The sequence below is a fragment of the Alkanindiges illinoisensis genome, assembly GCF_004377485.1.
Taxonomy (GTDB): Bacteria; Pseudomonadota; Gammaproteobacteria; order Pseudomonadales; family Moraxellaceae; genus Alkanindiges; species Alkanindiges illinoisensis_A.
Window position 1 is genome coordinate 85,259 of record NZ_SNTY01000076.1, and the last position, 23,833, is coordinate 109,091.

The 23,833-nt window shown below is 47.5% G+C and carries 18 protein-coding genes; 5 read left to right on the forward strand and 13 right to left on the reverse strand.

Going from position 1 to position 23,833, the window contains the following annotated elements:
• Nucleotides 1-35 precede the first annotated feature (35 nt).
• Both E2B99_RS13215 and E2B99_RS13220 read right to left on the reverse strand, forming a co-directional pair.
• The gene (locus tag E2B99_RS13215) at nucleotides 36-713 is read right to left on the reverse strand and encodes a NuoB/complex I 20 kDa subunit family protein (RefSeq protein ID WP_134245621.1); all 678 of its coding nucleotides are present in this window, start codon (nucleotides 711-713) and stop codon (nucleotides 36-38) included.
• 6 nt (nucleotides 714-719) lie between these two features.
• Entirely contained in the window at nucleotides 720-1,277 is a 558-nt protein-coding gene (locus E2B99_RS13220) for an NADH-quinone oxidoreductase subunit A (RefSeq protein WP_134245623.1), read from the reverse strand.
• Between the two features lie 543 nt (nucleotides 1,278-1,820).
• Here E2B99_RS13220 and E2B99_RS13225 point away from each other — a divergent pair.
• From E2B99_RS13225 to E2B99_RS13235, 3 genes are all read left to right on the forward strand, one after another.
• A complete protein-coding gene (locus E2B99_RS13225) occupies nucleotides 1,821-3,158 on the forward strand; it encodes a MacA family efflux pump subunit (protein ID WP_205669687.1) in 1,338 nt (445 codons plus the stop codon).
• A gap of 27 nt (nucleotides 3,159-3,185) precedes the next feature.
• Nucleotides 3,186-5,198 (forward strand): MacB family efflux pump subunit, encoded by a 2,013-nt coding sequence (locus E2B99_RS13230; protein WP_134245678.1) that lies wholly within the window; start codon nucleotides 3,186-3,188, stop codon nucleotides 5,196-5,198.
• A 73-nt stretch (nucleotides 5,199-5,271) separates the two neighbouring features.
• Nucleotides 5,272-6,699: an efflux transporter outer membrane subunit gene (locus tag E2B99_RS13235; protein WP_240687839.1), complete on the forward strand. Its 1,428-nt coding sequence runs from the start codon at nucleotides 5,272-5,274 to the stop codon at nucleotides 6,697-6,699.
• 158 nt (nucleotides 6,700-6,857) lie between these two features.
• Here E2B99_RS13235 and dps read toward each other — a convergent pair whose 3' ends face one another.
• The 11 genes from dps to E2B99_RS13290 form a co-directional block, all read right to left on the reverse strand.
• Nucleotides 6,858-7,367: a DNA starvation/stationary phase protection protein Dps gene (dps, locus tag E2B99_RS13240; protein ID WP_430981485.1), complete on the reverse strand. Its 510-nt coding sequence runs from the start codon at nucleotides 7,365-7,367 to the stop codon at nucleotides 6,858-6,860.
• 210 nt (nucleotides 7,368-7,577) lie between these two features.
• Nucleotides 7,578-8,105 carry a hypothetical protein gene (locus tag E2B99_RS13245; RefSeq protein ID WP_134245627.1) on the reverse strand — a complete coding sequence of 176 codons (528 nt, stop codon included), beginning with the start codon at nucleotides 8,103-8,105 and terminating at the stop codon, nucleotides 7,578-7,580.
• Nucleotides 8,106-8,121: 16 nt separating this feature from the next.
• Complete coding sequence (locus tag E2B99_RS13250; protein ID WP_134245629.1) at nucleotides 8,122-8,685, reverse strand: hypothetical protein; 564 nt, start codon at nucleotides 8,683-8,685, stop codon at nucleotides 8,122-8,124.
• Nucleotides 8,686-8,714: 29 nt separating this feature from the next.
• Nucleotides 8,715-9,545: an enoyl-ACP reductase FabI gene (locus tag E2B99_RS13255; protein ID WP_134245682.1), complete on the reverse strand. Its 831-nt coding sequence runs from the start codon at nucleotides 9,543-9,545 to the stop codon at nucleotides 8,715-8,717.
• Between the two features lie 82 nt (nucleotides 9,546-9,627).
• Nucleotides 9,628-10,326: an XAC2610-related protein gene (locus tag E2B99_RS13260; RefSeq protein WP_134245631.1), complete on the reverse strand. Its 699-nt coding sequence runs from the start codon at nucleotides 10,324-10,326 to the stop codon at nucleotides 9,628-9,630.
• 18 nt (nucleotides 10,327-10,344) lie between these two features.
• Nucleotides 10,345-10,896 carry a hypothetical protein gene (locus E2B99_RS13265; RefSeq protein WP_134245633.1) on the reverse strand — a complete coding sequence of 184 codons (552 nt, stop codon included), beginning with the start codon at nucleotides 10,894-10,896 and terminating at the stop codon, nucleotides 10,345-10,347.
• 123 nt (nucleotides 10,897-11,019) lie between these two features.
• Nucleotides 11,020-12,642 carry an ABC transporter ATP-binding protein gene (locus tag E2B99_RS13270; RefSeq protein ID WP_240687840.1) on the reverse strand — a complete coding sequence of 541 codons (1,623 nt, stop codon included), beginning with the start codon at nucleotides 12,640-12,642 and terminating at the stop codon, nucleotides 11,020-11,022.
• Nucleotides 12,620-13,645 carry an ABC transporter permease gene (locus E2B99_RS13275; RefSeq protein ID WP_134245684.1) on the reverse strand — a complete coding sequence of 342 codons (1,026 nt, stop codon included), beginning with the start codon at nucleotides 13,643-13,645 and terminating at the stop codon, nucleotides 12,620-12,622. Before E2B99_RS13275 ends, E2B99_RS13270 begins: the two co-directional genes overlap by 23 nt.
• Nucleotides 13,646-13,650: 5 nt before the next feature.
• Nucleotides 13,651-14,724 (reverse strand): microcin C ABC transporter permease YejB, encoded by a 1,074-nt coding sequence (locus E2B99_RS13280; protein ID WP_134245637.1) that lies wholly within the window; start codon nucleotides 14,722-14,724, stop codon nucleotides 13,651-13,653.
• Nucleotides 14,725-14,765: 41 nt separating this feature from the next.
• The gene (locus E2B99_RS13285; RefSeq protein WP_430981488.1) at nucleotides 14,766-16,649 is read right to left on the reverse strand and encodes an extracellular solute-binding protein; all 1,884 of its coding nucleotides are present in this window, start codon (nucleotides 16,647-16,649) and stop codon (nucleotides 14,766-14,768) included.
• A gap of 58 nt (nucleotides 16,650-16,707) precedes the next feature.
• A complete protein-coding gene (locus E2B99_RS13290; protein WP_134245639.1) occupies nucleotides 16,708-20,073 on the reverse strand; it encodes a LysM peptidoglycan-binding domain-containing protein in 3,366 nt (1,121 codons plus the stop codon).
• Nucleotides 20,074-20,429: 356 nt separating this feature from the next.
• On the opposite strand from E2B99_RS13290, the gene dnaQ reads away from it, so the two are divergent.
• Together dnaQ and E2B99_RS13300 are read left to right on the forward strand one after the other, a co-directional pair.
• Nucleotides 20,430-21,866 (forward strand): DNA polymerase III subunit epsilon, encoded by a 1,437-nt coding sequence (gene dnaQ, locus E2B99_RS13295; RefSeq protein ID WP_134245641.1) that lies wholly within the window; start codon nucleotides 20,430-20,432, stop codon nucleotides 21,864-21,866.
• Between the two features lie 300 nt (nucleotides 21,867-22,166).
• Nucleotides 22,167-23,825: a hypothetical protein gene (locus E2B99_RS13300; protein ID WP_134245643.1), complete on the forward strand. Its 1,659-nt coding sequence runs from the start codon at nucleotides 22,167-22,169 to the stop codon at nucleotides 23,823-23,825.
• Nucleotides 23,826-23,833 lie beyond the last annotated feature (8 nt).

Here is a 23,833-nt window from a genome sequence, read left to right on the forward strand (position 1 = left end):
AAAACGCTGCAAAGGCAGCGTTAGGGGTACAACAATTACCGACTTTCGTCTGGTGAACGCAAATTCGTCACTGCAATCCGTTCCGCTTTTTTGCGGTCACGCTCCGGCTGCATTTTTGGACGATATACCGGTTTTAGGTCATCGCCGATTACCGCTGATAATGGACGACGTTCTTTTTGAATCTGATCCTGCAACAGCATGAGGGCTTGAATCAATGCTTCAGGACGTGGTGGGCAACCTGGTACATACACATCAACAGGAATGATTTTATCCACGCCCTGCACGACTGAATAAATATCGTACATGCCACCGGAATTGGCGCAGGCGCCCATGGAAATGACCCACTTGGGTTCCAGCATTTGCTCATACAAGCGCTGAATAACTGGCGCCATTTTAATAAAGCAGGTACCCGCCACGATCATCAGGTCGGCCTGACGTGGTGAAGCGCGGATAACCTCGGCACCAAAACGCGACATATCATGGACGGCTGTTAAAGTGGTGGCATATTCCACATAGCAGCAGGATGTTCCAAAGTTATAAGGCCACAGTGAGTTTTTGCGACCCCAATTAACAGAAGAATGCAACAAGTCCTCAAGCTTGGTCATGAAGACGTTCTTGTTGACATCATCGGCAACCGGATCATTGACTTCCCTGCGATCCTGCAATGGATATTGCTCTGCATTGGGATTGGCGCGGGTCAGGGTATATTTCATATCGCATTACTCCTTAACAGCAGTTGCAGAAGACACGCGATCAGTACGTGACGCCATCTTGCCCGATAGCTGCGCTGGCACTTTTCCGGTAGGGTCAGTTTCCAGTTCTTCAATATTGTTAAAACGGGTGATTTCTGACAGATCCATGTTTGGCTTGCCAATTTGCGGCTGAATACCAGCCTGCTTACGGCGATCAGCTGGTGACCAGTTCAGGGAGCCAGTGCTGAGTTCATAAACCAGACCAATCAGCAGGATCAGTACAAAAATCGCGGCAGTCCAGAAACCTGTCCAGCCGACTTCGCGCACCGAAACAGACCATGCATAAAGGTAGAGTGCCTCAAGATCGAACACTACGAAAAAGATAGCAACAAGATAAAACTTGGCAGACAGGCGCAGACGCGCACCGCCAGCGCCGACGACCCCTGATTCAAAGGGTTCATTTTTGGCACGACCCCATGCTTTGCCACCCAGCAGCAAGGGAACGGTCAGCATGAAGACGCACAAAAAAGTGACGCCGATAACGAAAGCCACAACGGCCCAGTCATATGGAGTAATGGCACTCATGCGGGGACAACTCCTGGCAGGCCAAAATAATTTTGGTAGGTAAAATACATTTGGTTAGGAAAAAACCAAATCCTTGAAGATTGCATCGGATTGTACCTGATTTTGCCTAATTGTTTCTAGCCATGTATCCGTATTGAGTTCAGCTAAAACCATAATATTTGTTTATTTTTTATTCATTCATTAAGGCATTAATTCATTTACTTTTTGTATTATCGTGGTGCATTTTTTAAAAATCAGACTTTAGTCTTAAGTTTCGTTTAATTTTTATAACCCTTAATTTTTCTATTTATGAATGGGCGATAAAGATAGTAAAAATCTGCTTATTTCGCTATTGATTAAAAATTACTATGCTTACTATCTGTAAGTTAAGTGCTCTTTCATAAAAAACTCCTATATTTCATAAATCATGGATAAAAATGCAGAATAGAATTGAATATGATTACAATTCATTAACATTTTGATATATAAAAAAACAATTCAGCCAATCTAAATCATGCAATCAGTCTTTATAGTCGTTTTCATTTAAAATCAAACTGATATCTTATGTTGCCGAAGTCCAGACCCCTGAAAATCCTGGTAATTGTTTTAATTACTGCGCTGGTGGCCGTGTTGGCCTGGAAATTCTTTAAACCCAAAGAAGAAAAGCCGCAATACATTACGGCTAAGGTAAGCCGTGGCGATATTGAAGAAACAGTCCTGGCTACAGGTACATTACAGGCCGAGCAACTGGTGAGTGTAGGTGCTCAGGTGTCAGGCCAGGTTAAAAAAATGTATGTCAAGCTGGGAGATCAGGTTAAACAGGGACAACTGATTGCCCAGATTGATTCAGTACGGCAGGAAAATGATTTACGAAATGAGGAAGCTGCACTGGATAACCTGCTGGCACAAAAGGCGACCCGTCTGGCTACCCTAAAAGAAGCACAGCTGGCCTTTAACCGCCAGAAGCAGATGCTGGCACAGGATGCCACTTCCCGCGCCGAGTATGAAAGCGCACAAGCTACCTTTGAAACCGCGCAGGCCAATGTTAAAGCCATTAATGCGCAGATTGAACAAAGTCGCCTGACCATTTCAACCGCCCGTGAAAACGTGGGCTATACCCGCATTACCGCACCGATTAATGGCACCGTAGTGGCCATTGTGACCGAAGAAGGCCAGACCGTAAATGCAAACCAGTCTGCCCCAACGATTGTGAAGCTGGCCAAGCTACAAACCATGACCATTAAGGCGCAAGTCAGTGAAGCTGATGTGATGCGCATTAATCAGGGCCAGCCAGTATATTTCACTACGCTGGGTGAACCCGACAAGAAAATTTATGCCAGCCTGCGCGCAATTGAACCCGCACCGGATTCAATCGCCACTGAAAGCAGTAGTAGTTCTAGCAGTAGCACCAGCAGCAGTGCGGTTTATTACAATGCCTTGTTTGATGTACCCAACCCGGATGGCCAGCTTCGCATTGATATGACTGCACAGGTCTATATTGTGCTCAATGAAGCCAAAAATGTGCTCACTGTTCCTGCCGCTGCCCTGAGCACTGGACAGGGACGCGGTAAAAAATCAGGTCAGGGTAATGCCAGTAACGATCAGGCTAGTGCCCGCTCCGGCAATGACAGTAATAATGCTGGTGCCAACACTGATGGCAATGCCTCAAGCAGCAAAGCCAGCGCCAGCAGCAAGATTGCCAATCGCCGGGCCATGGTACGCGTACTTGATCAGGAAGGTAACGCTGTACCACGTCAGGTGCAGGTAGGCTTGAATAACCGGATTACTGCTGAAATCAAGTCAGGGCTTAAGGAAGGTGAAGAAGTGGTGATTGCTGATAGCACTGACTCTTCCAACAATAGTGCCAAACGCTCCAGTAACCGTGGCCCGATGAGGTTTTAAACAGTGAGTACTGTAAAAACCAATCACATGAACCCAGCAGGTTCAGGCCCGGCAGCCATACCTTTACTGGAAGTGGAAAATCTCACCCGTGAGTTTCCTGCTGGTGAAGGCACGGTAGCAGTGCTCAAAAATATTAATCTGCAAATCCATGCGGGTGAACTGGTTGCCATTATTGGCCAGTCCGGTTCCGGCAAATCCACCCTGATGAATATTCTGGGCTGTCTTGACCGCCCTACCCGTGGCAGCTACCGCGTCAATGGGCAGGAAACCGGCAAGTTGCAACCCGATGAACTGGCGCGCCTGCGACGTGAGTATTTTGGCTTTATTTTCCAGCGCTATCATTTGCTGGGTGATTTGTCTGCTGTGGGCAATGTGGAAGTGCCTTCCATTTATGCCGGGATTGAGCCATCAGCGCGCCAGCAACGGGCTGCCCAGTTACTTACCCAGCTTGGTCTGGGTGAGCGGCTAAACCATCGTCCCAGCCAGTTATCTGGCGGCCAGCAGCAGCGTGTGAGTATTGCGCGTGCACTAGTCAATGGCGGCGATGTGATTCTGGCTGATGAACCTACGGGCGCACTGGATAAAAACAGCGGCATCGAAGTCATGCGTATTTTGCGTGAACTGCACCAGCAGGGCCATACCATTATTTTGGTTACGCACGATCCGCAAGTTGCACAAAATGCCAGCCGGATTATTGAAATCAGTGATGGCGAAATTATTGCAGACCGGCAAAATACCCCGGTGCATGCCACAGACGGCATTCAAACCGAGCCAGTAATTGTAGAACAGACTGAAAGCAGCAAATCGGTCAAACGTGTATCAGCGTGGCGCTCGTCATTTGACCGGCTCGGTGAAGCTTTCCGTATGGCTTTGCTGGCCATGAATGCCCATCGCCTGCGTACTTTCCTCACCATGCTGGGCATTATTATTGGTATTGCCTCGGTGGTTTCTGTGGTGGCGCTGGGAAATGGTTCACAGCAGCAAATTTTGCAGAATATTAGTAGTCTTGGCACCAATACCATTACTGTGTATCAGGGCCGGGGCTTTGGTGACAATTCCCGCACCAGTCAGGCCAGAACCCTGATTCCCGATGACGCTGATGCCATTGCTGAACAGCCTTATGTCGATAGTGTCAGCCCTAGTGTGAATAGCTCACAAACCATTCGTTATCGCGATATTGAAGCCAGTGCCACTATTAATGGTGTAGGTGAAGATTTCTTTAATGTCAAAGGCATGACGTTTAACAGTGGTCAAGGCTTTGATCGGCAAAACGTCAAGGAATTGAGCCAGGATGTGGTTATTGATGCCAATACACAAAACACCCTGTTTCCCAATGGGGAAAATCCGGTAGGCCAGGTAATTTTACTGGGCAATGTGCCTTCACGCATTATTGGGGTAACAGCTGCTGAAAAAAGCATGTTTGGCAATTCCGATTCACTCAATGTCTGGATGCCCTACACCACCGTCATGAGCCGTATTCTGGGTCAGCCCAATTTGCGGAGCATCATTGTGCGTATTAATGACAATGCGCCAACCAGTGCTGCTGAAAATGCGATTTTAAGTCTGCTGGAACAACGGCACGGCGCACAGGATGTATTTACCCAGAACAGTGACAGTATCCGGGAAACCATTCAGCAGACCACGGCCACCATGACGCTGCTGATTTCTGCCATTGCCGTGATTTCCCTGATTGTAGGCGGCATTGGCGTGATGAACATCATGCTGGTATCCGTTACCGAACGGACGCAGGAAATTGGGGTACGCATGGCTGTTGGCGCACGGCAAAGTGATATTTTGCAGCAGTTCCTGATTGAAGCGGTGCTGGTATGTATTCTGGGCGGTGTATTGGGCGTATTGCTGGCATTAGGTATTGGCCAGATTTTTAGTCACTTTGCTGGTGATACGTTCCAAATGGTCTACTCCACCACCTCCATGGTTGCCGCATTTATTTGTTCGTCCTTAATTGGTGTGCTGTTTGGATTTTTACCGGCACGTAATGCGGCTCAGCTTGACCCTGTGGCTGCCCTTGCTCGTGAGTAATGCGACTGACGCATTTTGTAAATTCAACAGCTTCAGGTTAAAGCGCCAGAGCAAAGATGATGAGAATGTAATAATGATGTTAAGCCAGAAGTTATGCCAAAAACTTGCCAGAAGTTCACAGCATGTTGTGCTGTCGGTTGTGGCGCTCTCAGTACTGGGGGGTTGTTCGGCTGTAGTACGCACGCCATACCAGCAACCCGCCATACAGATTCCGGCTCAGTACTCTCAGCAGAGTCAGGCAACAAATGCTCTGAATCTGGCACAGTTACAGGATCACTGGTGGACTGTTTTTAATGATGCTGAGCTGAACACACTGGTGGATCGGGCGCTGGCAGCCAACAATGACCTTGTGGTCGCTGGCTTACGCTTAAGACAAGCGCGTGAGCAGGCAAGCCTAACAGCAAACCAGCAATTGCCACGCGTGGGTGCCAATGTCTCTGCATCGCATCAGGTGGATGTGCGTGATGGTGAAGACAATTCACGCGGCTTGAGCCTGTCAGGTTCGGTCAGCTATGAAGTGGACTTATGGGGCAAACTGGCCAGCCAAACCGAAGCAGCACGCTGGGAAGCTGCGGCCACGGCACAGGATTTACAGGCAACCGCGCAAAGTCTGGTGGGTACGGTGTGCAACCTGTACTGGCAACTGGCCTATTTAAATGAACGGATTGCTTCGGGTGAGGTCAGCATTTCTAACAGCCGCAAGCTGTTTCAACTGGTACAGGCACAGTACCGGGCTGGTGCAGTGTCAGGACTTGAACTGGCACAGGCTGAACAGTCGCTTGTGGGACAAGAAGCCAGCCAAAGCCAGCTCATCCAGCAACGGGTTGAAGCGCGTAATGCCTTGGCAATCTTGTTTGATGTCGCGCCGGGCCAATTGGGATTTAGCGAACCACAGCGTTTAGCCAACTTCCAACTGCCTGTCATTGATGCAGGCCTACCGGCTGAATCGATTGCCCGTCGTCCCGACCTTACAGCTGCCGAACTGCGCTTGCGCCGGGTACTGGCCAATAAGGATGCGACCCGCGCCAGTTATTATCCTTCCATTAGCTTGACCGGTTCCCTAGGTTCCAGTAGCACCTCGCTGACTGAACTCATCAAAAATCCAGCCCTGACGCTCGGTGCTGGGTTGTCGCTACCCTTTTTGCAATATAACGACATGCAGCGCAATCTGGCGATTAGTGATCTGGAATATCAGGCTGCGATTGTCGGGTTTCGCCAGTCTATTTACACCGCGCTGGCTGATGTGGAAAATGCGCTATCCAATAAAACCCAGTTGCAGGTACAGGCCAGTGCTCAGGAACGTACCCTTACGCTGGCTCAACGCACCGAACGCTTAAATGAAGTGCGCTATCGTGCTGGTGCGGTGGCACTGAAACAATGGATTGATGCACAGGAAGCACGCCGTAATACCCAAAACTCACTCATCCAGATTCGCTTAAATCAATTGAGCAACATGGTGACTTTAATGCAAAGCTTGGGTGGCAGTCCGGTTAGAAGTTAATTTCGTTGTTTTTATTTTTTGATTTAGCTTTAAATTGTCCAATCGCTTTTTCACGTTTTAAAGACAAAAGTTTTAAAAGCAAGAATTTTAAGGGAAAAAAACAGCCCGGCAGTTGCTTGTATACACCTGCCGGGCTGCTGGTCTATAAGACTGGCTCTTTAAGCATTCGGGTTTGATGGCGCATGCTCAGAATCAATATTGGCTTCCAGGAACCATAGATATTGATCCAGATCTTCCAGCGCTGCATGGATAATATCTTCAGAAATCGGGTCTTCAATTTTATCAATGGTATCGCGCAGATGGTTGGCCACCACACCATAGCGGTCAGCCAGTTCCTTTAAATGTTCCTGCACATCATGAACATCGACAGGATAAGGACTCAAATGCGAGGTTGCGGCCACAGTCTGGGTGGTGCCCAGTGCAGTGCCACCAATTTGCACAGCACGCTCGGCCACGTTGTCCAGATGGGTAATGAGGGACGTTCTAAATGTATCCAGCATTTCATGCACGGCAATAAAGTTGCTGCCACGCATGTTCCAGTGTGCCTGTTTGGTCAGCAATGATAAATCAATCAGGTTGGCCAGAATCTGGTTAAGGATTTCAATGGTGGCTGATTTTACAGCAGGGTCAAGATTATTACGGGTATAAACTTTTAATGTTTTTGACATGATAGGGTTCACCGATTTTATTGCTGAGCAGAATTTAACAAGGACGACCTAAAATGAAGATGTACTTCATGGTCTGTATTCTTTTAAATTAATACAGTGCAGCATTGCGCTGTGTGTCTAATTTTAAAGGTTTTTGTATGGCTTTGATTATGGAAAAGTTATCTAACTTCGTTTGTTAAGTACAAATATTAAATTATAAGAAATTTCTGTTTAGGACAGCTTTGCATTGATCATTACTTTCTTTATAGATTTCCTGACTTCCTGCAACTGGTCGCTATCAAACTCTTTAAAATAAACAGTATGATTACCAAATATTATAGGTATAAAGCTAGATTTTAGTTTTTTAAAAACATTAACTTGCAAAATAACGCGCCGAAACTCATCAGCACGACCATATGTATGATCAAAACGGTATTTTCGCACATCTCTATATTGCTGATGAAATTCCTGCTCTAAAACATGCTCAGGTGTAGTTTCCAGATCAGCTTCGATAATTACTTCATGGAATGTATTTGCACTACTTTCCACCTGATGGGTAAAAAACAAATTTTTAACACGAATCGAATCCCCTGTTTTGTTATTAACTGCAATCGTTTTTTCAGGAGAAATCGTAATTTTATAGGAAGGACAAATGAGACCTAGCAAATAAATCATCACATATTTTAAACTATAGATCATTATTCCTATAAAAATTAGCAGCACTAGGACTAAAAAGGTTTTTAGAGAATATTCTGTCATTTTTATTCTGTGAAACTTAAAGCACTTTATAGCCAGCCTTGGGTAAAAACCATTGCATGGCCGCAGTAATTACCGTAATTAGAAAAACAATCAACAATACCCAGTGCGAGGCATTAAACCGTTCTGGAAACAGCACATAAAAGGCACTTACGCCAATACTGTTGCACGCCACAATTAAAATGGCGCAGGCATAATCATGAAAACGGCGGCCACGGTTGGATTTAATCACCCATTTGGCTGTGGTGTTATAACTTGGAATGGATAAATGCGCATTGCCCAGTTGCTCTAGCTCAGACAAATATTCCCTTAAATTGGTAATAATCAGTTCGTACTTGAAATTTAAAAACGCAAAAGAAGCTGAAGCCACAGGAAAACCCAGCAAAATCCATTCAATGTGGGCAGTGCTATCCTTGCTGGCATTGTGCGCTGCAATGAGTGCGGCCAGTAAGCCAATAAAAAAACTGATAAAAATGGTAAGCGCCTGCTGACGCTGTGAAGTTCGCGCATTTAATTCATTCGAGGCTGCAATATAACGGTAATTGACTGATGCGTAATCATTTTCAAAGCGCGAACTGCTCACAAGTGTTCCCTTTTATTCTGTTCCTAGCATTAGTCGGTATTCAGCAGGCTTTCACTCATGCCCACTGTATTAAAGCCGCCATCGACATACATAATTTCACCGGTAATGCCTGATGCCCACGGTGAACATAAAAATAAGGCTGCATTGCCCACTTCTTCAATCGTGACATTGCGTTGTAATGGCGCAATGGACGCATTCACATCCAGCATTTTACGAAAACTTTTAATACCACTCGCGGCCAGCGTCCGAATTGGCCCGGCAGAAATGGCATTCACGCGAATTCCATCCTTGCCCAGACTGCTGGCCAGATAACGTACACTGGCTTCCAGCGAGGCTTTGGCCAAGCCCATCACATTATAATTGGGCAGCACACGTTCAGACCCCTGATAGGTTAAGGTCAGCAAACAGCCCTGACGTGCCTGCAATAAAGGTTTGGCTGCGCGTGCGATGGCAATGAAGCTATAGGCCGAAATATCGTGGGCAATTTTAAAGCCTTCCCGACTGGTGATATCGGTAAAATCACCATCGAGTTGATCGGCTGGGGCAAAACCAATGGAATGCACCACCCCATCCAGACCATCCCAGTGCTGGCCTAAATCAATAAAGGTTTGTTCAATTTGCGCATCATCTGCTACGTCACAGGCAAACACCAGGGTCGAACCCATCTGGCCGGCAAATTCATCGACGCGTTTTTTTAGTTTTTCATTGGGATACGTAAATGCCAGCTCTGCCCCTTCGCGATGCAATGCCTGCGCAATGCCATAGGCAATTGATAGTTTGCTGGCAATGCCTGCAACCAGAAAGCGTTTTCCTTGTAATAACTTACCTTGCACCGATGATCCCTGTTCTGCGGATGTCATATCAAACCTTATCTGTTCAAAATTATTCATTAAAGATCCTGCTAGCCATCATAGCAAATTTTTTTGCCGTGCCTGCCTAGGCTTATTGATAATAGTCATCGATTGGGTATTTTTTCACGGTGGTTTGCCATTGATGGGTGCTCAAGTTATAGGTTTTGGTAGTAACTTTGACCTGCTCCCCGCCCATTGCATCTTCAGTCACTTCATGTACCAGTTTTAATCCTTTACTGGGAATAACCGCATATTCTGATGACACATGGAAACAGCAACCGGATTTGGCAAAGGTTATTAGTCGCTTGCGCTTGGCATCAGTTTGAAACATACCCAGATTTTCTGTGGCTAATGCAGTCAGTTCATCACTGATGACAAATTTCTGGGGGGTTTTATTAAACACATAAACATCATAGGACGGCCCGCCATAGCTACTTTCATTGCCGTTACGAATAGCCAAATCCTGCTGCCCATCAAAGTTAAAATCCTCAAAAATCAATGGGCTTTGCTCATTGTATAATTGAATGACATTCACACTGGGCTGTTGCTGTTTATCCAGATAAAAATTCAGGTCATTGGATATGAAAGTTTGAAAAACCTGCTGACTACCCTTTTTATATAGCAGAATTTTGGCTTGGCCTGAACATTCATCTTTTTCACAGTGAGCCACATCAAGCTGGGCATTATAGAGTTTGGAGCCATTTTTGATCTGGAATGTGGCGGCATGGCTTAGTAGCGGTCCGCTTAGAACCAGACAAATTAATAATTTAAGGTTTATTCCATTTTTCATTATTAACTTTCCCTTAGACTAACTGGTCTGAATCCAATGGAATTTATTATTTTTCATATAAATAATACCGCTGCCACAGGATTCCAGCATCCCAATATCTATGCCATCATGTTCCAGATAAACCAGTTCGTTTTCAGGCACATCTTCCATAGCAGGAATATCTCCGTTTTCACCCATTGACACATTCAGATCAACATATTTTTCATGCTTGGGGGCAATACTATAGGTTTGAAAAATTGATAAATCATCTTCACTAAGCCCAGCCAATGTTTTGCCAGCAATGAGGTATTCTGTACGTTGATGATTACCAAAAATAATTTCAAGACCAGCTTTATGATTTAACGTGTTTTTCACCACTCTCACCAAATCAAGTGCGCCATCACCATCCAGATCCAGCAATAATTTCTGGGCACGAAATGCAGGATCAATTTGCATGTCTGGATGCTGTAAAGATTGCTCAAGTAGTGTATTTAAATACGGCGTATGTCGGGTAGCAAACTCAATCTGGTTACAGCCTGACAATATGATTAATGAAAAAATAGTAAGTAATAAAATTCTAAAATTTCGCATTTTTGTTCCGGGTTTTTAAATCAAATTTTAATTAGAATACTTCAATAAGCTGAAATGCCAGTTTCACTATTAGAAAACTGGCAGTTTATATAAGGTGTTTTTCAATTCAGTTATAAAGAAAAATTAGCCTATTGCCGCCTCAATTAATGCCTTGGTATAGTCGGTTTGCGGTGCATTAAACAGGTCTTCTGTGGCCTGTAACTCCATCACCTTGCCATGGCGCAGCACCAGCACGCGCTGACATAAAGCCCGAACTACCGCCAGATCATGGCTAATAAACACATAACTAATCTGTTCATCCTGCTGCAATTTGCGCAGTAGATTCACCAAAGCGCGCTGTGTTGTCCTGTCCAGTGCCGAGGTGGGTTCATCCAGAATCATCAGCTTGGGCTTCATAATCAGCGCCCGTGCCAGTGCCACCCGTTGCCGTTGCCCGCCAGACAACTGATGTGGATAACGGTCAGCAAAGTCGGCAGGCAATTCTACCTTTTGCAGCACCTCTTCCACTGCCTTGCGACGCTCAGTTTTATTGGGAATCAGGCGTGTGGCGCCTTCTCCAATAATTTGCTCTATGGTCAGGCGCGGATTTAAACTGCCAAACGGATCCTGAAACACCATCTGAAACTGAGGTCGCAGTGGCCGTAACTGGTTTTCGTTCAAGTGATCCAGCCGGTTCTGGTTGAGCACAATTTTGCCATCACTTTTAATCAGGCGAGCCAATGCCAATGCCAGCGAGGTTTTACCGGAACCACTTTCGCCCACAATCCCCACGGATTCGCCACGCATCACATTTAAATCCAGTGGTTCAACTGCAACCACATGGTCAGTTACTTTGTTAAGCAAACCAGTTTTAATCGGGAAACGAACTGTAATCTGTTCTAAATGCAGCATCGGTTTTTCACTGGACAGATTGGCATTAGGCATTAACGCCTGCCCAAAATCCTGATCCAGCAAATGGCAGGTGTAATCATCCTGCGGATTGGCAAAAATCTGTGCCGTGTTGCCTTGTTCCTTCACCTGCCCCAGTTGCATGACAATGACATCATCACTATAACGGCGTACCAGATTGAGGTCATGGCTGATTAAAATCATGGCCATATTTCGGCTAAGTTGTAGCGATTTGAGCAGGTTTAATACCTGCGCCTGCAGGGTCACATCCAGTGCTGTGGTTGGTTCATCAGCAATGAGAATATCCGGGTTCTGTGCCAGTGCCATCGCAATCATCACACGCTGGCGCTGCCCGCCAGACAGCTCATGCGGATAACGCCCGAGCTTTTGTTCCGGCTGTGGAATACCCACCTGATTCAATAAGTCAATTACCGTGCTGCGTACTTGTGCCTTGCTGAGACCATTTAAACGCAGCATTTCACCAATCTGCTTTTCCACTTTATGCAGCGGATTGAGCGCCGTCATGGGTTCCTGAAAAATCATGGCAATTTTCTTGCCACGAATTTGCCGCCATTGAGTTTCGTTAAGCTGTAACAGGCTTGTATCGTTTAAACGGGCTTGTCCTGTGACCTGCAAGCTGTCCGGGAGCAAGCCCAGTAAGGCCAGTGATGAAATGGACTTGCCAGAACCGCTTTCGCCTACAATTGCCAGCGTTTTTCCGGGCTGCAAGTCAAAGCTTAAATCCTGCACTAGCACTTGCTGATGGCTGCGAATGGACAAATGCTCAACATGCAGCAATGCATTGTTATTATTGTTGATTGCCTGATGATTCATATCAACGTCTTGGGTCAAATGCATCGCGTGCGGCCTCCCCGATGTACACCAATAAAGACAGCACAATCGCCATGGTAAAAAAGCCGGTCAGCGCCAGCCACACAGCATCCAGATTATTTTTGCCCTGCAATAACAGCTCACCGAGTGAAGCAGATTCCGGCGGCAAGCCATAGCCTAGAAAATCCAGCGCGGTGAGTGCGGTAATGTTGGCTGTCAGCATAAAGGGTAACTGTGACAAACTGGAACTTAAGGCATTGGGTAAAATATGCCGGAACATGATGGCACGGTCGGTTACCCCAAGCGCGCGTGCTGCACGCACATAGTCCAGATTGCGTGCGCGTAAAAACTCAGCCCGCACCAGACTCACCAGCGCTGGCCAGCCAAAAAACAGCATGATTAAAAACAGCCAGTACACGCTGGGCGTAAACAGGCTTACCAGAATAATCACCATAAACAGCATGGGCAGACCGCCCCACACTTCCAGAATACGCTGGCCAATCAGGTCAACCATGCCACCATAGTAGCCCTGCAATGCCCCCACAATCACGCCGATAACGGCCGCCGCCGCGGTTAAAAACAGGCCAAACAGCAGGGATACCCGCAGGCCATAAATCACCCGGGCCACCACATCACGGCCCTGATCATCGGTGCCCAGCCAGTTCTGCGCACTTGGTGGTGATGGCACAGGCACAGCCAGCTCCATATTGGGTGTCTGGTAAGAAAAAGGAATGGGCGGCCACAGCATCCAGCCATCCTTTTCAATGAGTTGTTTTACGGCTGGATCACGGTACTCGGCTTCGGTTTCAAACACACCGCCAAAAGTGGTTTCGGAGTAGGTTTTAATGACTGGAAAATACAGGCTATCCTGATAGGACACCAGCAAAGGCTTTTCATTGGCAATCAGCTCTGCGCCAAGCGACAGCACAAAGATGATCATGAATAAAATAAAGGAAAAATACCCCAGCCGATGTGCCTTAAAGCGACGTAAACGCGCAGCCATGATTGGACTGAATCGCGGACTAAACATTAAACTCATTGGTTAGCCCCCCGCGATTCAAAGCTGATTCGTGGATCAATCACCTGATACATGACATCACTTAGCAGGCGCAATAACAGCCCAATCAAGGTAAAAATAAACAGGGTGCCAAAAATCACCGGATAATCCCGTTGCACCACTGCTTCAAAACCCAGTAGCCCCAAGCCATCAAGGTTAAAAATAATTTCAATAAAAAAGTTACCGGCAAAGAAAATACCCACCAGCGCTTCAGGCAAGCCGGCAATCACAATCAGCATGGCATTGCGAAATACATGACCATACAGCACCTTGTTTTCAGTTAAACCTTTGGAACGTGCGGCCAATACATATTGCTTGCCAAGTTCTTCCATAAAGGAATATTTAGTCAGGTAAGTCAAGCCAGCAAAGCCGCCCAGCGTCATGGTGGTAAGCGGCAACACCAGATGCCAGAAATAATCCTTGATTTTGTCAATCAGCGATAATTCAGCAAAATTTTCCGACACCAGCCCCTGTAGCGGAAACCACTGGAAATAACTGCCGCCAGCAAAAAATACAATCAGTAAGACCGCAAAGACAAAAGTCGGCACGGCATAGCCAATGGCTAGCAAAAACGAGGTGCTTTTATCAAACAGCAGGCCATGCTCGCGCGCCTTGCGAATGCCCAATGGAATGGACACCAGATAAATCAGCAGCGTGCTCCATAATCCCAGTGAAATGGTCACTGGCATCTTTTCAAGGATTAAAGTAGTCACTGGTTTGTCCTTAAAAAAACTGGTGCCAAAATCAAGGCTTAAATAGCCTTTAAGCATCAGCCAGAAACGTGTTGGCGCAGGTTGGTCAAAGCCATACTGTTGCTTGATCTGGTCAATCATTTCTGGCGACAGGCCACGCGCACCCTGATAATGCGTACCCTGTGCTGTAGAAGCAGCCTCTCCCTGCCCTGCGCCAAGACCCTGTGCCTGCTTTGCCTGTTCAATCGCCATTTCCACCGGGCCACCGGGTGCAAGCTGCACAATAACAAAATTGGCCAGCAGGATGAGGAACAAGGTAGGAATGATCAATAACAGACGCCTGATGATGTACGCTGACATTCCGGTTTCCTTATATATAATTATTCATAAGCTGGCAGGTTTTACTGCGCAGACTTGCTTTGTCGGGATAAATAAGTGTTAACACGCTGCGCTTTTTTCGGATTGACCCACCAGTAATCCAGGCCAATATCGTATTTAGCCGGATTTTTAGGCTGCTCATACATGTCCCAGGTGGCAATCCAGTTGCCTACCTTGCCATAGGTGGGAATCACGTAGTAGCCAGCACGCAGGGTACGGTCCAGCGCATGGGTATAGGTTTGCAATACCTGACGATTGGGTGCCTTGATTAACCCATCAATAAGCTGGTCAACCACCGGATTTTTAATACCGGCAAAGTTGTAGTTGCCTTGCTGGTCTGCGGCCAGACTGCTCCAGAATTGTACCTGTTCATTACCCGGCGAGTTGGATTGCGGGATAACCTGGGTGGTCATGTCATAATCAAAGCGGCGCATGCGCTCAGTATATTGCGGTACATCCACCAGACGCAGATTGACTTTAACCCCAAGGCGTTTCAGATTGCGTATAAAGGGTAAAATGGTGCGCTGCAAACCATCCTGACTGATCATGAAATCAATCTGGATTGGCTTGCCCTGCTTATCCAGCAAGTTGCCATCTTTATAGCGATAGCCTGCACTCAATAAAATCTGGCGGGCAATCAGCAGATTTTTGCGGTTATAGCCACTACCGTCACTCACCGGATAACGCCAGTCCTGCAAAATGCCCTGCTGCTCCAGCGGTGACAGTTTTCCAAGCAGCGGCTGTAAAATTTTTAATTCATCACTGGATGGTTTGCCGGTCGCTGCCAGATCACTGTTATAAAAAAAGCTTTGCAGCCGCTGATACTGGCCAAAAAACAGTGCCTTGTTCAGCCACTCAAAGTCATAGGCATAGGTTAGTGCCTGCCTGAAACGGATATCTGCAAATAGTGGCCGCCGGGTATTAAACACAAACATCTGGGTGGCTACCGGATTTTGCGTTACGATATTTTGTTTGCGCACAATACCGGATTTGGCAGCGGGGAAATCATAGGAGAGCGACCATGTTCTGGCCTTGTATTCGGTCTGGTACAAAAACTGGCCGCTTTTAAAGCCTTCAAAGGCAATGTCCAGATTGCGATAATACACATACTTAATCGTGTCAAAATTATTGCGGCCCCGGTTGACAGGCAAATTCTGTCCCCAGTAATTGGGATTGCGCTTATAGGTAATACTGCGCCCGGCATCTACACGATCCAGCACATAAGGCCCACTGCCCAATGGTGCGGTTGCCATAATCCGGTCATAGGGTTTTTTGCTAAAGTCCTTTTGCGAATAAATCGGTACTTCAGACACAATGGATGTGATTTCGCTATTGTCCTTACTTTTATAGTCAAAGCGCACATCCAGTGTATTCAACGCCTTAACGCTTTTGATATCGCCCAGATATACCTTGAGCCCCGGTGCGCCATCCTTTAGTAATGCATTAAAGCTAAAGGCCACATCTGCAGCAGTAACTGGTGTGCCATTACTAAACCGTGCCTTGGGATTTAAATGAAAAATGGCATAGGATAAATCTTCCGGGTCTACAGTAACACTGCTGGCCAATAATGGATAATTCACGGCGGCTTCATTAAGCGAGCGCTTCATTAGGGTGTCGTACAAACTGCCAGTACCATCAGCAGCCGTCCCCTTGCCATTCAAGGTCTGGAAATTATCAAAGGTGCCATTGGCCGACATGGACAGCACCCCACCTTTGGGGGCATCAGGGTTGGCATACGGCATGTAGGGCGCATTCTGGTACAGCGGTTTTTCATGCGCACTAATGTAGTTTTGTCGTACTGGCACAGCAGTTGCAACACTGCTGGCCAGCCCCATACTTAACCCCACACCCAGTAATAAACATTGTTGTTTTAAATTGCTTTTAATGTGCGGGTCTAACCTTGCCATTCCATCCTGGCGGCGTTGTAACATATAGCATTACTCACAACAGTCACTGACTAAAAAATTATAGGCTACGGCTTCCACTATTGGGCACCACCAGCACATCACCAATTTTAACGTTGGTTGATGGGGAAATCTGGTTCATTTTGGCCAGATCATTGACTGAAACACCGTGTTTTGAGGCAACCTTGATTAAGGTATCGCCCCGCTTGATGGTGTAATTGCTGGTGAGCTTTGGCACATTCAGGCTTTGGCCGGACTGGACTTTGGTCTTGGCTGAAATCTGGTTTAACTTTGCCAGTTCTGCTGCTGTCAGGTCATATTTAGCGGCAATACTGTTGAGTGATTCACCACGCTTTACTGTATAGCTTTCCGTGTCGTCCGAACGGCTGGCTTTGGCACTTACCGTTTCAACTTCAACCTCATCGGCTTCAGCTTTTTTGCCTGTAGCCTTTTTATCAGATTTGCTGTCTGCTTTTTCCGATTTGTCAGCTTTGGCTGATTTTTTATCTGATCTGGCATCACTGGCCACCAGCGTCAGGGTAGCGCCCCGAATCAGGTTACTGCTGGCTTTTAAGTCATTCATTTCTGCCAGTTCTTGTGGCGTCAGGTCAAACTTTGCTGCCACACGCGTTAGCGTATCACCAGACTGTACGGTATAGCTGGTCGGACGCGCTGGTTCTTCAGGCGTTTCGGTATCCGGCACGTTCAGCTTTTGCCCCACAATCACCATGCTGCTGGCAGAAATCCTGTTCAGTTTGGCCAGTTCATCATTGGTGGTATTAAAACGGCTGGCAATCCGGCTTAAGGTATCACCGGATTTAACGGTATAGCTGATGGTGTCAATCTTGGCCGCAGTTTCCTTACTGGAAGACTCTTTACCAGAAGGTTCTTTACTGGAAGTCTTGGCATTACGTGAGCTGATAAGCGGCGCTTTTTCATCAGCATCATTAACCACTGTAGCCGGAACTTTAATGGTTTGTCCTACATATAAGGTGCTGTTGGCCGAAAACTTGTTAAATGATGCCAATTCTTCATTGCTAATCTGGTAACGATTGGCCAGTGAACCTACTGATTCTCCCGGCTTCACCTTATAGCTGATGGTTTCTACTTTTTCAGCAGTTTTACGGCCTGATGTAGTCTTGCTGCCACGTGGTTCATCGTCTGCCTGATTGTCATCAGTACGACTTGTTCCATTGTCGACCAGGGTCAGGCGTGTACCACGCAGCAGGTTACTGGTTGCTGTCAGGTTATTCATGCTGGCCAGCTGTTTGTTGGTCATACCAAATTTTTCTGCTACGGCAGTCAGGGTATCACCCGCTTGAACCGTATAGCTGGTTGGACGGCTGGGCTGTGGCTTTTTGGCATTATACAAATACAGCGCAGTGCCCACATAAAGCGACTTATTAGGGTCAATCTGGTTCCAGTTGGCCACATCACGCCAGTTCACGCCATAACGGGTTGCAATACTGGCCAGCGTATCGCCTGCCTGCACCACATGCACAGAACGCTCGCCCTGTGGTTTTTGTGTAGCATTGACAATCACTGGCGCCACTTTCGGTTTGGCTGGCGAAGCAGTATTTTTCTGGGCAACCAAAACGGGCTGTTCATACTTGATTTTTAGCTCCTGCCCCTTGGCATCCGCCACTGACTGGCTGGTTTGAATAGCTGTCAGCTTGATCTTGCCATCTAACGGATCAACCACCTGGGTTCCCGCTGGTGCCAGTGCCTGCAATTCAGCCACCACCTTAGCTTTTTCCTCAACGGTTGGCTGCGGCTCGCCAGCGACTGGACTGGTTACGCTAGCAACGGTTGTGGAGGCAGTCAAGCCACGCAGCTCGGCATTGCTTAACGGCGGTTCACCCACTGGCTGAATATTGCGCGCTGGTGTTACTGCAACCGGAATCCGGGGGCTACTGGGCAAATCCGCCTGATTGGCAAAGGCTGCCAGTGCATTGGCAGACGCTGGTGTTGGATTGCGCTTGGTATTCATGGCCAGCATGCCAGCGGTACTGCTGGCTGTGGCAACTGGTACAGATGTCGTTATTGCAGGAGTTGCTGTTACCGCTGGTGTAGTGGTTCTAACGGTTTTTGAACCATTACTTAATGTGGTCGTAATGGTTGTATTGGTATTGGTTACATTAGCGTTACGGGCTGTCACTGGCTGGGTTATTGACGAGCCCAGTGATGACGTATTGGTACGATTGATAGTCCCTGCACTCATCAGTGCAGCAGCCTGCTGGGTACTAAAACTGCGGTTTGCCGTGTTGCCACCTTGACTTAAAATGACCGCACCACCCACCGGGCCTAGGCTTGCCATCAGGCCGGGATTGGTTTGTCCAAGGGTCGGCATACTGCGCAAACGCTGGTCAATCTGTGCATTTAAGGCTGCGGGAATCAGCAAACGGTTTGGCCCCATGGGATCAGTATAACTGCTTCTGAATCCGGGATTTAATTCATATAGCTCCTGATAGCTTAAGCCAGCAATTGATGCAGCCAGCGTCAGGTCAACCACCCCGGGCAACTGTACTTCACGGAAGTGAGGGCGATTGGCAATGCTGGGCAAATATACCCCATAATTTTCTGGATTTTTTACAATTTGTGCCACTGCCAAAAAGCGAGGCACATAGTTCATGGTCTCGGCAGGCAAGCGCAGTGACCAGTAATCGGTAGGTAGTCCTGCTGCCATATTACGGTTAATGGCTTGCTGGATACGACCCGGACCCGCATTATAGGCGGCCAGTGCCAGCTCCCATGAGCCAAACTGGTTATACAGGCTGGTCAGGAATTCATAAGCTGCGCGTGTGGATTCCACCACGTCACGGCGGCCATCATAAATGGAATTCTGACGTAGGCCATAAATGGTGCCCGTACTGGGAATAAACTGCCACATCCCTGCTGCTGCGGCACTACTGGTTGCAGCCGGGTCATAAGAACTTTCAATAACAGGCAATAACGCCAGTTCTGTGGGAATACCACGGCGCTCGGCTTCCGTCACTGTATGGTATAAATAACGGCTGGCACGCGCACTCAAGCGGTCAATATAGGGCTGGCGGCTGGCAAACCAGCTTCGTTGTGCCGTAATCCGGCTGTTTTGGACGTTCAGGTTCATCTGAAAACCTGCCCGCATGCGTTTCCACACATCACCATGTCGCAAGATTGCAAGACGGTCGCCTTCTACAGCCGCCATATCCGTTGCTGACAGCAAGGCTTCCAGTGAATCAACACTGTTGGCATCCAGCAGAGCTTCCTGATGACCGGACTTGCTATGGCCTATGGTTTTACTGGTTTTGGCTTGCATGGTTTTCTTGGGCGGTGTATTGGAGCAACCACTCACAATCCCGGCAGCCATTAAGGCAACCGTTAGGGCCATGAGCTTACCCTGAAAGCCAGATGTATTTTGCTCAACGGTTTCTACAGAATGTTGCATAGCTTGTTCCTACCACCCAGATTAAACGCATCCACTAAAGCGCCACATTGTATGAAGACTGCCTTAGCTCTCCAACCCTGTTCACGCGCAAGAATGTCAGCGAATGTTGCAATTTAGCCATATTACTTACAAAGTTTGAAAATAAAAATAGTCAATCGTAACGATATTGAAAGTAGGCGCGCCAAAATTCAGCCTCACACCTGACTATTATTTTGTATGTTTAACGCAGATTAGGCGTTTTGGTTGACTAAGCTGGTTAGCTTTTGCTCAGGCTTAATGGCTTTATCTGAGCACTAGACCTCAGTGACTGGCTTCGGTAGACTGCTGGCTTGATCCGTGCGGAGCTGTTGCAGGCCATGAATAACCCCCAAACCCAGCCAGTTGTGTTGTATGTCGATGGTGCCTGTCGTGGCAACCCGGGCCTTGGCGGCTGGGGTGTCTATATGCAGCTTGCTGATGGACAGGAACAGGAGCTGTGCGGCGGTGAGCCTGATACCACCAATAACCGCATGGAACTGACTGCAGCCATTGAAGGCATCAAGGCTTGCGCTGTATCACAGCCGCTGGTGATCTGGACCGACTCCAACTATGTCAAGCAAGGCATTACCGAATGGATCATTGGCTGGAAAAAGAAAAACTGGCGCAAGGCTGATGGTAAAGCAGTGATCAATGCCGACCTCTGGCAACAACTGGATCAGGTTTGTCAAAACCGCAGTATTGAATGGCACTGGATTAAAGGCCATGCTGGTCATGCGGGCAATGAACGCGCAGACATGCTGGCCAACCGTGGCGCTGATCAGGTTAAAACCAATACAGGTCGAATTAACTCTCCCCAGCCAGCAGCTTCTTTAAATGCCACTGTTCCTGAAGCCGATGCACCTGCTGCGGAGCCTGACTGGCTTAGCCACGATCCACTGGGTCTGGACATGTTGCATGAACAGGAGCCAGATGAGCTTTATGCTGCTGATGAAGAATGGGTGGATGAGGTTGAACCCAAAACGGCTGTAGAGCAGCACAACAAGGAACAGCAACTGGAACAGGCCAATCCGCAAAATGGTATTCAGCGCACTCCTGCCAAAGTAAAACTGTCCGGCAAACGCCAGTTGATTCTGGATACTGAAACCACTGGCTTTAGCTTTGCCGATGGCGACCGCATTATTGAAGTTGGCGTGATTGAAATGATCAACCGCAAGCTAACAGGCAGCTCATTTCATGTCTATATTAATCCACAGCGTCCGGTGGGTGATTCGGTCACTGTCCACGGCATCAACGATGCTTTTTTGCAAGACAAGCTGCTATTTGAACAAATTGCTCAGGAATTAAACGATTATCTGCATGGCGCGGAAATCATTGCGCATAATGCCACCTTTGACATGAACTTTCTGGAAGGTGAATTTTTAAAGGCTGGTTTGCCTTCACTAAAAAGCCGGGTGGAAGTGACTGATACACTGGCGCTGGCCAAACGCAAGCATCCGGGTCAGAAAAATTCGCTGGATGCACTGGTTCGGCGCTATGAAATCAAGCAACGTGACCGTACTTTCCACGGTGCATTGCTGGATGCGGAAATTCTGGCTGATGTCTACCTTGCCATGACCGGTGGTCAGGTCACGCTGGATATTGGGGGTGACCAGAGCAGCGCTGATGGCCTGTCCCAGCACCGTCAGTTTGCTGGCCGCTTTAAATTGCCGGTCATTGCAGCATCAAATCAGGAATCACAAAATCATGGCCAGTGGCTGGATCAGTTTAGCGAGAAAAATGGCATGCCTGCCCTGTGGCGTACTGTATTTCAATAAGCCATTTTTTGCTAAACTACTGCAAAGCCATTTTCCGCACATAAACTGTGCAGTTTGCCACAAATGGTTTAAAAAACTTTAGCAAAGCATGATTTTTTACTGGCTGTCCTGCGCCAAACACTATATGTTATAGCAGACGCTAAAAACTCCAGCAGACCCTGTTTACAAGGACTGCCGTGTCTACAAAGACCTGCCACGGGTTTGCGCACCAGATAGCCAACGCCTGTACTGCCACGTTAGCAACCCAGTACAGGTTCATACATCGACCTCAAATAAGATCTAAGGAAGGATGTTATTACTATGTCCCTTGCTACCGCTCAACATTTTGATGCCATTGCACTTCATATTGTTAAACCGGAAATAGATGCCTCACTATTACAAGTACAAAATGCCTTAAGCGCTTATATTGACGACACCAGCAATACCTTTGGCCTGACTGAGGCCAGTGAAAACATGAACCAGATTCACGGTGTCCTTAGCCTGCTGGAAATTACCGGTGCTGTTGAACTGGCTCAAGCCACCTCCAAGCTGATTAATCACATTGTTGCCAATACCAGTAAAGTGACTGATCAACAACTGGGTGCCGTCAGTGAAGGCCTGATGATGCTGTCCCGTTATTTGGAATTTGTGGTACTGCGTGAAAATCTGTTGCCACATTTCCTGCTGCCATCTATCAACCGCATTTATGCAGAGCTGGGTGAGCCGTTATTGCGTGAAGGCTATTTCCTGCAGCCCTATCTCAGCATTATTCAGCTGCCCCAGTTGAACCTGAACCTGCAAAAGCCGGAGATCAGTCCTTCACAGGTGAACCAGCTGTTAGCGCTGTATAAAACCTCACTCAATCGCGTGCTTAAAAAGCAGGCCAATGCGCTGGACTTTCAGGCCATTAAACTGGTTGGGCATTTTACCAGCATGCTGGCAGCTGGCAGCAGCTCGGAACTTTACTGGCATGCCATCAATACTGCCTTTACAGATCTGCAAAGCTGCAAGCTCAATGATGTTCGTCTGCGTACCCTGATTTTAATTGAACGTAACCTGCAAAAATTTATTGGCAATACAGCAGCCTTTGTTCCTACCGAGCAGGATATTGCTGATGCCCTGACCTTAAGCGCCTGCCGTGACCATGAAGAAGCTGATGAATTGCGCCAGCAACTGGGCCTCTATGAATATCTGATTAGTGATGCGCAGGCCGGTTTGCTCGGCCGTTATTTGCATGGCCCGGACAGCGCGACTATTCATGTCACCACAGAACTGATGCAGCAGGAAATTACTGATATCAAAAACAAGATCGACAGCATGCAGCATGGCGACAGTATTGACAGCAGTTTTCCAGCCATTGGCGAACAACTGCACCAGTTGGCCAATGCTTTAAACCTGCTCAATCTGGGTGAAGCCAGTACCCTGCTTGCCTATCAGGCCAATCAGGTTGCAGGCTGGCAGGATCTGACCAATCTTGAAGATGTTAACAACCTGATGGATGCCCTGCTTTATGCAGGCAACGCCCTGACTGTGCTGGATCGCTCCTATATTGCTGGCACCAGCAAGCTGCCTTTCCATAACCTGCATATTTCCCTGCATCAACTGGAAGAAGCCGGTGAAACCCTGATCAAGGAAAGTCGTGAGTCGCTAAATATGAGCATGCGTGCACTCACCTCTTATCTGGAAACCAAAGACCTGTTACACATGAATAATGTACCCGCCATGTTTGAGACCATTGCTGGTGCCTTGTTATTTATGAATGCCACAGCAGGCGGCGATATGCTCAAGCAGGCCGCTCAATATGTAGAGCGTGCTTTTGCACCAGACCAGACCACGCCTCCGGATAGTCATCACATCAATTTGCTGGCCAATGTCATGGTGAGTGTGGATCATTATCTTGATAGTCTGGAACAGCAAAAACCGCTGGGTATCCGTCCTTTTGAGATTGGCCTGAAAAGTGTTCAGGAACTAGCTGCCTGAAACGGATA